Origin of the sequence: Massilia sp. BHUDP2 (genome assembly GCF_046236355.1) — a bacterium.
In the GTDB taxonomy this organism is placed as follows: Bacteria; Pseudomonadota; Gammaproteobacteria; order Burkholderiales; family Burkholderiaceae_D; genus Telluria; species Telluria varians.
The window spans coordinates 1,383,844-1,395,880 of record NZ_JBJUVW010000001.1 but is presented as its reverse complement, the minus strand read 5'-3'; the positions used below and the strand labels follow the sequence as shown (position 1 = coordinate 1,395,880).

Sequence of the window (12,037 nt, the reverse complement as noted above, 5' to 3'; positions counted from 1 at the left end):
TGCAATTCCATTTCCAAGTTAAACGACGTCGATTGACTGCTATAAATGCTTTATTTCTAAAGCTTGATTACTTTTGAAACTGTGAATCTCTCAATTCGCTGAGCGAATGATGCCGAGGAAGTCTTGCGCTTTCAGCGCCGCACCGCCGATCAGGCCGCCGTCGATGTCCGGCTGCGCCATCAGGTCCGCCGCATTATCCGGCTTCATGCTGCCGCCGTACAGCACCAGCGTGCGTTGCGCGGCGTCGGCGTTGCAAGCGCGCAGTTTTTCGCGCACGGCTGCATGGACTTCCTGGGCCATTTCCGGGGTGGCGGTCTTGCCGGTGCCGATCGCCCACACCGGCTCGTAGGCCAGCACGATCTTGTCGACAGCATCGACCCCGACCGCTTCCAGCACGGCTTCCAGCTGAGCATTGACCACGTCCATGGTCTGCCCTGCTTCGCGCTGCTCCAGGGTTTCGCCGATGCAGACGATCGGAGTCAGGCCGGCTTCCAGCGCAGCCCTGGTCTTTTTCGCCACCAGCTCGTCCGTCTCGCCGTGGTAGGCGCGACGCTCCGAGTGGCCGACGATCACATAGCGGCTGCCGAAATCCTGCAGCATCGACATGCACACTTCGCCGGTATAGGCGCCGACCGGATGGCAGGACACGTCCTGCGCACCCCAGGCGATCGGGGAATCCTTGAGAATTTCTTCGCATTGGAACAGGTAAGGCGCCGGCACGCAGACCGCGACCTGGGCCTTGGCATTGCCGAGACCTTCGAGGATGCCGGTCAGGAGCGCGGCATTGGCAGCGCGGCTGCCGTTCATTTTCCAGTTACCTACGACGAGCTTGGGACGCATAGAACCCCATCTTTTAATTTAACCCGCTATTCTAGCGGTCGAATATGTGGCGGTCAAACAATGGCTGAGCCATTCCTTGAACGCCACTTCCCTTTTTGATTCAATCTCTTAGACCACTTCCAGCACGATCTTGCCGACGTGGGTGCTGGATTCCATCAGCGCGTGTGCCTCGGCCGCCTGGGCCAGCGGGAAGCTCTTGTAAATGACCGGCTTGAGTTTGCCCTGTTCGAACAGCGGCCACACGCGCTCGCGCAAGCTGCGCGCGATCGCGGCCTTGAAGGCGACCGGACGCGGGCGCAAGGTCGAGCCGCTGATGGAGAGGCGGCGGCGCAGTACTTGGCCCAGGTCGATCTCGGCCTTGGCGCCGCCGAGCAGCGCGATCAGGGCGATGCGGCCGTCGTCGGCCAGGCAGTCGATCTCGCGCGGGAGGTAGTCGCCGGCGACCATGTCGAGGATCACGTCGACGCCCTTCCCGCCCGTCAGCTCTTTGACTACGGCGGCAAAGTCTTCGCTGCGGTAATTGATGCCGCGCTCGGCGCCGAGCTGCTCGCAGGCGCGGCACTTCTCGCTCGAGCCTGCGGTGGCGAACACGCGGTGCCCCAGGGCCGCGGCGAGCTGGATCGCGGTGACGCCGATGCCCGAGCTGCCGCCCTGCACCAGCAGCGACTCACCCGGCGCCAGTTGCGCGCGGTCGAACACATTTGACCAAACGGTAAAAAAAGTCTCGGGCAGCGACGCGGCTTCCAGCGGGCTCAGGCCTTGCGGGACCGGCAGGCACTGCTCGGCGGGCGCGGCGCAGTATTCGGCATAGCCGCCGCCCTGCACCAGCGCGCAGACCATGTCGCCCTTGGCAAAGCCGGCGGCCGCGTAGTCGCCGTCGACGATCTCGCCGGCCACTTCCAGGCCCGGCAGATCGGAGGCGCCCGGCGGCACCGGATATTTACCGAGCCGCTGCAGCACGTCGGGGCGGTTGATGCCCGCCGCATGCACCTTGATCAACACCTCGCCGGCTTTTGGCACCGGCACAGGCCGCTCGCAAAGTTGCAGGACGTCCGGCTTGCCGGGCTGCGTGATTTCGATGGCGCGCATGGGAACTCCCGTGTTGAAAAAACCACAATTGTAAGGGAGCCGGGGAAAAGCTGCGCGCCTCGCGTCGCTTCACCCGGCGCGGCGCGTGCTGCGCGTACCCCGGAATTCCTCGTGCGGCGTGCAGTAGCCGCGGTCCTGGCGGACGAACACGCGGCCGTCGCGCGACTGCAGGCGCAGGCTAGCCCGGAAGTCGGCGCCGTACTTGTGGTCGTAGGGGTAACTGGGAAGTTTTGGCATCGGCGCCAGTCCGAACTCGAGGGACAGCGTCACTGCCGCCAGCGCGTCCGGCGCAATGCCATGCCGCGCGAGCGCTGCGCGCAGGTAGAGCGCCCAGGTACGGGCCACGCTGGTGCATGCGGGACAATCCGGCTGTACGCGGCCGTGCAGCATGTCGATCTCGACGCGTTTGTCGAAGGCACGCGCTTCCGTGTACAGCACGCCGAGCGCCCAGTAGCCGTCGAAGTCGTTGTTGCGGGTAAGAAACTTGGAGAGAAGACCTGCGGTGATGTGATTGAACTTGCGTCTGGCAATCATATCCATGCCCCCGTCGATCGCCGGATGCCTGGCATCACGCGGCAGATCGACCAAGATGGATGGGCCAGGGAGTCAGATTAGCACAGTGGCGAACTCAGGCGCGCATGCGCCGCTCCGGCTCCTGCATGACGCTGACACCCACCAGGGTATCGCGCCGCAGGCGCACGCGGGTATGCGGGGTGCGGATCCCGGCGCACATGCCCCAGGCCGCAGCCCAGCGCAGCGCCCGGTCCGTTTCCGGTCCGAAGGGCCGCGCTGCCGAGGCCCGGTTCAGCGCGGCCGACATACGCTGCATCGCGTAAAGCTTTTTCATCGAAACAATCTTGGCCATGGGACCAAGATAAAGTTTCAGGCCGGGACTGACCGTTCCCTACCTAACTCAATGGCGATGCCGATGATGTGGATTCGCGTGGCACGAACAGCGGGCTCAGGCCGGCGTCCACGGCCTGCAGCGCCTGCAGCGCCATCGCATATGCGCCCTCGTAGGACTTTGCCGCGGCAATGAAGCGCCCGTTGTGGCAGAACTTCGCATCGGGCACGCCGGTCACCGCCGCCAGTTCGGCGTCGCGCAGGCCGGCCCAGCTTTCCGGCAGGTCGGCGCGGGCATCGAAGGTGTCGGTCGTGGCCGGCACGGTATGCAGCATGTAGCGGTCTTCCGACAGGCTGTGGCTGAGCACGAAGAGCACCTTCGGCATTTCCTTGCGCACCACCGAACTCCACGGCAACGCTGCATTCTTCAGGAACAGCAGGCGGCCATTCTCCAGCATCTGCGCCTGGCGCACCTGGGCCAGCGCCAGGATGGCGCCGACGCGGTACTTGACCGAATTGACGATCACCTCGGTGAGGAAGTCCATCGCCTTGCGGAACTGGGCCAGGCGGTAGGCATCGGCCCGCTCGCCATAGCCCAGGCGCTGCTCGTCCATCCAGTTCGGGTTGAAGCCGGACACCACGGCCGACATGCCGTAGCCGCCCGGCGCATTCTTGGCCGCGCCCACGTCCGACAGGTCCAGGTACTGGACGATGTCGGCGTCGATGGCATAGGCCATCTGCTGCGCCGTGTCCTCGTCGAGCTGGTGGCCCGTGTGCATAGTGGCCAGGTGGGCGACGCAGCGCGCGCCGTACTCGCGCCAGACCAGGCCGGCGCTGGCATAAGGCACACCGCTCGTGCGGGCGCCGTCGAAGCCCTTCTGGTGATGGTCGAAGCGGCCCGCGGCCGGATCCCAGATGCCGCCGACGTCGACCACGAAATCGGCGGCCTCGATGATGGCAGGCTCGCGCGTCCTGACGATGTCGGCGTCAGGAAAGAGGATGTGCAGGACGGCCACCGCCCATGCGTCGTCCGCATGGAACTTGCCGTTGTGGGTCACGATGACCATTGTCGCTCCAATACTTGAAAATCAGGAGCGCATCATACAGGGTTCACCCCGGCGGCTTCACACCGCTTCCGGCGCGAGCCGTTGCGGATGGCTGTACAGCACATGGCGCCCTCCCCGCACGAAACCGGCCAGGGTCAGCCCTGCCCGCTCGGCCACCTGCACCGCCAGCGCGGTCGGCGCCGAGACCGCGGCCAGCAGCGGAAAGCCCGCGCGCGCGGCCTTCTGCACCATCTCGAAGCTGGCGCGGCTGGTCACCACCGCGAAGCCGCTTCCCGTATCGGCGCTGGCGCGCGCCAGCGCCCCGACCAGCTTGTCGAGCGCATTGTGGCGGCCGATGTCTTCGCGCACGCACAACAGCTCACCGCTGCGATCGGCCCAGCCGGCCGCGTGCACGGCGCCGGTCGCATGGTGCAGGTCCTGGCGCGCCGCCATCGCCGCCATCGCCCGGTGCAGGGCTTCGGGTGCGAAGCTCACCTGGGTGCTGCCTTGCAGGTCGGCAAAGGCATCGTCGTCGAAGCAGTCCAGGCTCTCGACGCCGCACAGGCCGCAGCCTGTTTTCCCGGTGCGGGCGCGGCGCGTCTGCTTCAGCCGCATCATGGCGCCGGCCGCGATGCGCATCTCGATGGCGATGCCGTGCGGCGCCTCGTCCACCTCGATGTCGTGGATGTCGCGCGCGTCGCGCACGATGCGCTCGCCCAGCGAAAAACCGAGCGCGAAATCTTCCAGGTCCTGGGGCGAAGCCAGCATCACCGCATGGCTGATGCCGTTGTAGCTAAGGGCCACCGGCACCTCGTCCGCCACCAGCTCGGTCGCGTTCTCCAGGTGCCCGTCGCGCCAGCGCCCGGCCGGCAGCCAGGAGGCGCCTTGCGGGGCGAAGAAGCCTGCGCCCGCGTTCACGATGGCCTCCCGCCGCGCTCGAGGATCACGTCGATCGCCTTGGCCGCCGGCACCTTGCTTTCCTTGGCGTGGTGCCACAGCGGGATCAGGGGATTCAGCTCGGGGAAGTAGCCCGCGATGCAGCCTTCCGGCACGTCGTAGGGCACCACCGCCAGGCCGCCGACGCGGCGCTCGACGCCGTCCTCGGCCGCGCAGCGCAGGCCCACCAGGTCGCCCTGCTTCAGCGCGTATCTGGCCATGTCGGCGCGCGCCATGAAGATCACCATGCGGCTGCCGTAGACGCCGCGGAAGCGGTCGTCGTGACTGTAGATGGTGGTGTTGAACTGGCCGTCGCTGCGCACCGTGAACAGGCGCAGCGTGCCCGGGCCGCCCTTCAGGTCCGGATTGCCTTGCAGCGCTTCCGGCACCGTGAAATTGGCCTTGCCGCTCTCGGTCTTCCAGACCCGGTTCGCGGCGCCCAGGGGTTTGCGAAAGCCGCCCGGCGTCCACATGCGTGCGTTGAAGTCGTGGAAGATCTCGGGATAGGTCTCGGCGATCGCATCGCGGATGCTCGCGTAATCCGCCACCCAGCGCTCCCAGTCGACGCGCGGGTTGGGATCGAGCGTGGCCCTGGCGATGCCGGCCACGATGGCCGGTTCCGACAGCAGCGACAGCGCCACCGGCTCGGCCATGCCGCGCGAACCGTGCATGCAGGCGGTCGAGTCCTCGACGGTGACGTCCTGCGGCCCGCTCGCCTGGCGGTCGATCTCGATACGCCCCAGGCAAGGCAGGATGTAGGAGGCCTTGCCGTGCACGAGGTGGTTGCGATTGAGCTTGGTCGAAACCTGCACCGTCAGGGGGATCGCGCGCCACGCCGCCTCCATCAGCTGGCGTTCGGGCACCGCGCGCACGAAGTTCCCGCCCAGGCCGATGAAGGCCTGCACGCGCCCTGCCAGGATGCCTTCGCAGGCCTCGACCGTGTTCATGCCGGGGTCGCGCGGCGGCGCGAAGCCGTATTGTTCCTCCAGCTTGTCGAGCGGCGCCAGCTCGGGCTTCTCGGTGATGCCGACCGTGCGCTGGCCCTGCACGTTGGAGTGGCCGCGCACCGGGCACACGCCGGCGCCGGGCTTGCCGATGTTCCCGCGCAGGAGCAGCAGGTTGACGATCATCGCCACGTTCTGCACGCCGTTGCGGTGCTGGGTCAGGCCCATGCCGTAGACCGCCATCGCGGCGCTGGAACCGCAGTACACCTGGGCCGCGCTTTCGAGGGCGGCGCGACGCAGGCCTGATTCGCGCTCGATGGCTTCCCACGCGCAGGCACGCACGGCCGCTTCGAACGCCGCGAAGCCGTGGGTGTGCTCCTGCAGGAAGGCGGTGTCGAGCACCCGCTGGCTGCCTGCCACGCGAGTGGCGTCGTCGAAGGCGAAGATGGCCTTGCACAGGCCCATGATGGCGGCGGTGTCGCCGCCGGGCTTGACCTGGTGGTACTGGGTGCTGATGGCCGTCTCGGCTCCCGTGAGCATCTCGGCGGGCGATTGCGGATTGGTGAAGCTGACCAGGCCGCGCTCGCGCAGCGGGTTGAAGGTGATGATCGGCACTCCGCGCCGGCGCGCCTCCTGCAGCTGGTGCAGCATGCGCGGGCTGTTCACGCCCACGTTCTGGCCGAAGAAGAAGATGCAGTCGGTCTGCTCGAAGTCGTCCAGCGCCACGGTGCCGACCGGCACGCCGATGGTCTTTTGCAGGCCGACCGAGGTGCTTTCGTGGCACATGTTCGAGCTGTCCGGCAGGTTGTTGTTGCCGTACATGCGCGCCAGCAGGCCATACATGTAGGAAGTCTCGAGCGAGGCGCGGCCCGAGCTGTAGAACACCACCTGTTTGCGGTCCATGGCGCGCAGCAGCGCCCCGATCTCGGCAAACGCGCTGTCCCAGGCGATCTCGCGGTATTTGTCGGTCTGCGGGTCGTAGCGCAGCGGCACCGTCAGGCGCCCCTGGTCTTCCAGGCTGTGGTCGTCCCAGGCTGCGAGCTCGGTGACGGTGTGGCGCTCGAAGAAATCGGCCCCGATGGTCTTGCTGGTGGTTTCCCAGGCGGTGGCCTTGGCGCCGCTTTCGCAGAACTCGAAGGGATGCGGATTGGCCGGCTTGGCCCAGGCGCAGCTCACGCAGGCATAGCCGTCAGGCTTGTTCTGCTTCAGCAGCAGCCGGCTGTCCTTCAGCGGCACGCGCTGGTGCAGCAGGATGGTAGAGACTTCCTGCACCGAACCCCAGCCGCCGGCCGGCATGGTCGGGTTCTCGATCCTTAGCTCATTCGAATGCTTGCTCATGGCCGCTCCTCGTCCTTGGAAGCATCACGCTAGTCCTGTTGCCGGAGCCATTCGGTGCGCCTGCGAACAGTTGGGACGGCAAGACGGGTCAATCTGCGGACAAGATTTCTCGGCATGCAGAGAAGATTCTTGCAGGAATATTAATCTTTTGTGGCTTCGATCCCGCGCAAATGACGCGATTGCCGCCTTCTTGTTCAGGGCCCCGGGGCTGGCTACATTTGTCAGACGAGCTCATGCATATCGCATGGCCACTACTCGAGGAGCCGACCATGAAACGCTTCCTTCCCCTCCTGCTCGATGCCGCCCGACGCCTCAAGGACGGTTTCGCCCTCTCCACCACGGGCATGAATCCGCCGCGCCGGCGCCTGCTGCTGGGCAGCGCCATGCTGGCCGCGGCGATCGCCCTACCGCAGCCGGCCACCGCCCAGCCCTGGACCACGGAAAACTGGACCGGCACCTGGGGCACGGCCCCGGCCGGTCCGCCGCTTGACGCCAGCCTGCAGACCTTCACCGACCAGACCCTGCGCCTGATCGTCCACACCAGCACCGGCGGCAACCGCGTGCGCATCCGGCTGTCCAACGAACTGGGGGCGACACCTTTGACGATCGGCGCCGCCCGCATCGGCCTGCGCGCCGGGGGCTCGGACGTCGCCGCCGGCACCGACCGCGCCCTGACCTTCGGCGGGCGCAGCTTTGTCACCATCCCGCCCGGCGCACCGGCGCTCTCCGATCCGGTGGAGCTGAACGTGCCGCCGCTGTCCGACCTGGCGGTGAGCCTCTACCTGCCCGGCACGGTACAGGCGACCACCGTGCACCAGCTGGCCCTGCAGACCAACTACGTGTCCCTGCCCGGCAACTTCACGGCCGCCGCCACCCTGCCGGTGCAGCGCACGATCCAGGTCTGGCCCTTCTTGACCGAGGTCGACGTCGACACCAGCGGGCCCACCATCGTCACCCTGGGCGACTCGATCACCGACGGCACCCGCAGCACGCCCGACACCAACAACCGCTGGCCCGACTGGCTGGCGCGCCGCCTGCAGACCGAGCGTGACCCGGTCCTCGGCATCAACGCGCGATTCGGCGTGGTCAACCGCGGCATCAGCGGCAACCGTCTGCTGGGCAACTCGCCGAACACCCTGGCCGGGCGCAGCGCGCAGGAGCGCTTCGACCGCGACGTGCTGGCCACCGCGGGCGTGCGCTACCTGGTGGTCCTGATCGGCATCAACGACATCGGCAACAGCTCGCCGACCAGCCCGGTGACGGCCGAGGACCTGATCGCCGCCTACCGCCAGCTGATCCTGCGCGCGCATGCCAAGGGCATCAGCGTGATCGGCGCCACCCTCACGCCTTTCGAAGGCGCGGCCTATTACTCGCCGGAGAAGGAAGTCGTGCGGCAGGCGGTAAACAACTGGATCCGCAACAACGACGAGTTCGACGCCGTGATCGACTTCGACCGCGTCACGCGCGACCCGGCGCGGCCGAGCCGCTTCCTGCCGGCCTACGACAGCGGCGACCACCTGCATCCGAACGACCTGGGCTACCAGGCGATGGGCAATGCGGTGCCGCTGAGCTTGTTCCGTAGCGCCGCGAAGGCGCCAGTGTCGATACCGGCGAAATGATGTTCGTAGGGTGGGCGGGTTCCCCGCCCACGCGGTGATAGTTGGCAGCGAGATCATCCGGTGCGAGAGCGGAGCCGTTAACAACCACCGCGTGGGCGGGAGACCCGCCCACCCTACGAAACCCGGTAGGCCAACACCAAGAAAAACCGCCGGTCAAGGCCGGCGGTGTTTGATCAGGAATTGTTCCCCGTACGCGAGCTCGTCGGCAAGGGCCGGCCCGGGCGCCAGGTGCGCGACATCGCCTGCGCCTCCTCGATCTGCTCCTGCGTCATCTGGCGCGAGATGGCCGCGCGCTGCTCGACCGCATTATGGTTGCCGCCGGCTGCCGCCAGGTTCCACAGCATATAGGCCAGCACCTTGTCTTGCGGCATGCCTGCCTGGTGGTAGCGGTACATCAGCCCGAGCGCGTGCTGGGCCTCGGCATGGCCCTGCTCGGCCGCCTTGCGGAACCAGCCCACGGCATGGCGCTGGTCCTGCGGCACGGCGTTGCCGGTGTAGTACATGGCGCCGACCACGTACTGGGCGTCGGCCTTGCCCTGCTGGGCCGCCTTGTAGTGCCAGGCGAAGGCCTGCTTGTAGTCGCGCGCGACGCCGCGGCCCATGTAATACATCAGGCCCAGCAAATGCTGGGCATCCGCATGGCCGGCCTTGGCGAGCGGGACGATCTCTTTCAGTGCCAGCGCGTAGTTGCGCGCGTTATACGCGCTGGCCCCTTCCGCGAAGCCCGCATGCGCACTGGCCTGCAGGCCCAGCACGAATGCGATCGCTATCAATAGTTTTTTCATGTCTCGACCATGGAATCAGGGTCTCTGCGTACCCTTGGTCCTCGTGATGGACTCAATGTTGGTTCGTGTCGTTGTTCTTGTTCTGGTCCTGCTTATTTCCAGTTGACCTTGCCCAGGCCGTCGACGCTTACTTTGCGGTTCTGCGGCTTGCCGTGCACCGTCACCGAGCCCAGGCCCGACAGCGTCAGGTTGGCGCTGTCCTTGGCGGTCACGGTCGCGTTGCCCAGGCCCGACAGCTCGAGGGTCACGTTCTCGGCCGAAAATGCCTGGGCGTCCAGGCCGCCCAGTCCGCCCAGCTCGGCCTTCAGCTTGCGGCTGCGGCCCGACAGGGTCACGTAGCCGGCGCCGCTGAGGTTCAGCTCGACGCTCTCGCTGTTGATGCCATGTATCTTCATGCTGCCGACACCGCTCAGGTTGGCGGTCATCACCTTGTAGTTACATGATACATTCATTGAGCCGGCCCCATCGAGGTTGAGCTCGAGCTCGTCGCCCGAGAAACCGGTGATGGCCGTGCCTCCCACGCTTTCGGAACTGACTTCACGCAGGTTCGGCAGCGTCAGCTCGGCATGCAGGCCCATGCTGCGGCCGAGGTTGATGCTCACGCCCTTGGTCTCGGTGCCGATGCTGATGGTGTCGCCGCTCTGCAGCGTGGTGGTCTTGCCGAGCAGGCGCGGGTCGCCGCTCAAGACCAGCAGCGGCGTGCTGCCCTGGCGGATCTTCAGGTCCACCACCCCATCGAGCTTGACGCGCACCACGCGCGCATCGACCTGGCGCGTCTCGGTCGCCACGTCCGGTGCCGCCTTGGCCATGCCCATGCAGGTCAACAGCCAGGTGCACAATGCGGCGACAGCGAAGCCGGCCTTGGAAAGCTGATTCATACCATTCTCCGAATACATGTTCGTGTTGTCCGTGGGCCGCCTTGTGGGTGAACCGGTGTGCAACAGCTCAAAATTATCATGTTGCAACTATATCCGTTCGGGCCACCATCGCCCACCAATCTGCGATGAACTGCAAAAATGGCACCCTGGAGCGGCGTATGCACGGATGGCTGGCCTGTGGCGCATGGTGGACATGAGGCCGGGCTTCCCGAGAAAAAGATTACTTATTGGCATGCCATTGAGCTAAGATGCAGCGCATGACGGCCCTGCCGTCAGTACAGTTCCTTCCCGTACTTTTTCGAGGTCAACCAATGCGCATGCGCCAATTACCTGTATTGCTGGCCGGGCTCACGTTCTCGCTGTCGGCGTTCGCCGCCTCCGCGGACCAGTGGACCCTGCCGATCGCCGTCAAGAAGCTCGACAACGGCCTGACGGTCATCGTCACCGAAGACCGCAGCTCGCCCACCGTGGGCGTATCGGTCGTCTACAAAGTGGGCATGCGCCTGGAGCCGAAGAACCGCACCGGCTTCGCCCACCTGTTCGAACACCTGATGTTTCAGGGCACGCCGAACGCCAAGAAGGGCGTGTTCGACACCACCATCACCGCCGGCGGCGGCCGCAACAACGGCTCGACCCGCGCCGACTACACCAACTACATCGAGACCGCGCCGCGCTCGGCGCTCGAGCCGATCCTGTGGCTGGAAGCGGACCGCATGAAGACGCTCGACTTCAACCCGGCCACGCTGAAGAACCAGCAGGACGTGGTGAAGGAAGAGATCCGCGTGAACGTGAAGAACCAGCCTTACGGCGGCTTCATGTGGATCGACATCGGCCAGCACGCCTTCCAGAAGTGGGAGAACAACCATGACGGCTACGGCAGCTTCGAAGACCTCGAGAACGCCAGCCTGGACGACGTGCGCGCCTTCCACCGCGACTACTACGGCCCGAACAACGCCGTGATCGCGATCGCCGGCGATATCACCCCGGCCCAGGGCTTCGCGCTGGCAGAGAAATACTTCGGCAAGATCCCGGCCCGCCCCACCCCGAAGCCGACCGACTTCAGCGAAGGCCTGAACACCGCCGAGAAGCGCCTGGTGCAGAGCGACGCCCTGGCCCAGGTGCCGGCGATCGCCGCGGCCTGGAAGATGCCGCCGCGCGGCCACCGCGACCAGGCCGCCATGGCCGTGCTGGGCGAGCTGCTGGCCGGCGGCGACGCTTCGCTGTTCTACCAGGGCCTGGTGAAGGGCCGCGAGATCGCGCTCAACGTCGATTCCCTGTTCGGCCTGACCGGTCCCTTCGAATACGACGGCCCGACCCTCCTGACCGTGTTCGCCCTGTACAAGCCGAACAGCAGCGCCGACGCCATGCTCAAGGCCATCGACGAGGAGCTCGCCAAGGTCGCGCAGAACGGCGTGGACGACGCGACGCTCAAGCGCGTCAAGACCCGCATGCTGGCCAACTGGAACAACCAGCTGGAAAGCTTCATCAACCGCGCCGACATGATGGCCAAGATGCAGGTGATGTGGGGCGACGCCAACGTGGTCAACAAGGTCCCGGGCCTGATCGAAGGCGTGACGTCGGAAGACATCCAGCGCGCGGTGCGCACCTACATGGTGCCGACCAACCGTACCGTCATCGACCGCAAGCCGGCCGCGATGCTCGCTGCCCCAGCCACCCCCGCTGCCGCAGCCGCACCGGCCGCCGGCGCTAACAAATAAG

General features: G+C 66.3%; 11 protein-coding genes. 2 read left to right on the top strand and 9 right to left on the bottom strand.

Features of this window, described 5'->3' with window-relative positions:
- Positions 1 to 90: 90 nt before the first annotated feature.
- From tpiA to ACK6C6_RS06225, 7 genes are all read right to left on the bottom strand, one after another.
- Positions 91 to 840: a triose-phosphate isomerase gene (gene tpiA, locus ACK6C6_RS06255; protein ID WP_409266428.1), complete on the bottom strand. Its 750-nt coding sequence runs from the start codon at positions 838 to 840 to the stop codon at positions 91 to 93.
- 108 nt (positions 841 to 948) lie between these two features.
- Complete coding sequence (locus ACK6C6_RS06250; protein ID WP_409266427.1) at positions 949 to 1,929, bottom strand: NAD(P)H-quinone oxidoreductase; 981 nt, start codon at positions 1,927 to 1,929, stop codon at positions 949 to 951.
- A gap of 69 nt (positions 1,930 to 1,998) precedes the next feature.
- Positions 1,999 to 2,469: a hypothetical protein gene (locus ACK6C6_RS06245; protein ID WP_409266426.1), complete on the bottom strand. Its 471-nt coding sequence runs from the start codon at positions 2,467 to 2,469 to the stop codon at positions 1,999 to 2,001.
- Between the two features lie 88 nt (positions 2,470 to 2,557).
- On the bottom strand, positions 2,558 to 2,776 hold the full coding sequence (locus ACK6C6_RS06240) for a hypothetical protein (protein ID WP_409266425.1): 219 nt from the start codon (positions 2,774 to 2,776) through the stop codon (positions 2,558 to 2,560).
- A gap of 61 nt (positions 2,777 to 2,837) precedes the next feature.
- Positions 2,838 to 3,839 (bottom strand): MYG1 family protein, encoded by a 1,002-nt coding sequence (locus tag ACK6C6_RS06235; protein WP_409266424.1) that lies wholly within the window; start codon positions 3,837 to 3,839, stop codon positions 2,838 to 2,840.
- Positions 3,840 to 3,896: 57 nt separating this feature from the next.
- Positions 3,897 to 4,736, bottom strand: a complete 840-nt coding sequence (gene fdhD / locus ACK6C6_RS06230) for a formate dehydrogenase accessory sulfurtransferase FdhD (RefSeq protein ID WP_409266422.1) — start codon at positions 4,734 to 4,736, stop codon at positions 3,897 to 3,899.
- Entirely contained in the window at positions 4,733 to 7,036 is a 2,304-nt protein-coding gene (locus tag ACK6C6_RS06225; protein ID WP_409266421.1) for an FdhF/YdeP family oxidoreductase, read from the bottom strand. The genes fdhD and ACK6C6_RS06225 overlap by 4 nt, the downstream gene beginning before the upstream one ends.
- 269 nt (positions 7,037 to 7,305) lie before the next feature.
- Here ACK6C6_RS06225 and ACK6C6_RS06220 point away from each other — a divergent pair, with 269 nt between their 5' ends.
- Positions 7,306 to 8,655 carry an SGNH/GDSL hydrolase family protein gene (locus ACK6C6_RS06220; RefSeq protein WP_409266419.1) on the top strand — a complete coding sequence of 450 codons (1,350 nt, stop codon included), beginning with the start codon at positions 7,306 to 7,308 and terminating at the stop codon, positions 8,653 to 8,655.
- 173 nt (positions 8,656 to 8,828) lie between these two features.
- On the opposite strand, the gene ACK6C6_RS06215 is transcribed toward ACK6C6_RS06220, so the two are convergent.
- On the bottom strand, positions 8,829 to 9,440 hold the full coding sequence (locus ACK6C6_RS06215) for a tetratricopeptide repeat protein (RefSeq protein ID WP_036205779.1): 612 nt from the start codon (positions 9,438 to 9,440) through the stop codon (positions 8,829 to 8,831).
- 92 nt (positions 9,441 to 9,532) lie between these two features.
- Positions 9,533 to 10,318 carry a GIN domain-containing protein gene (locus ACK6C6_RS06210; protein ID WP_409266418.1) on the bottom strand — a complete coding sequence of 262 codons (786 nt, stop codon included), beginning with the start codon at positions 10,316 to 10,318 and terminating at the stop codon, positions 9,533 to 9,535.
- A 317-nt stretch (positions 10,319 to 10,635) separates the two neighbouring features.
- On the opposite strand from ACK6C6_RS06210, the gene ACK6C6_RS06205 reads away from it, so the two are divergent.
- Complete coding sequence (locus tag ACK6C6_RS06205) at positions 10,636 to 12,036, top strand: M16 family metallopeptidase (protein ID WP_409266416.1); 1,401 nt, start codon at positions 10,636 to 10,638, stop codon at positions 12,034 to 12,036.
- The last annotated feature ends 1 nt before the right edge of the window (position 12,037 follow it).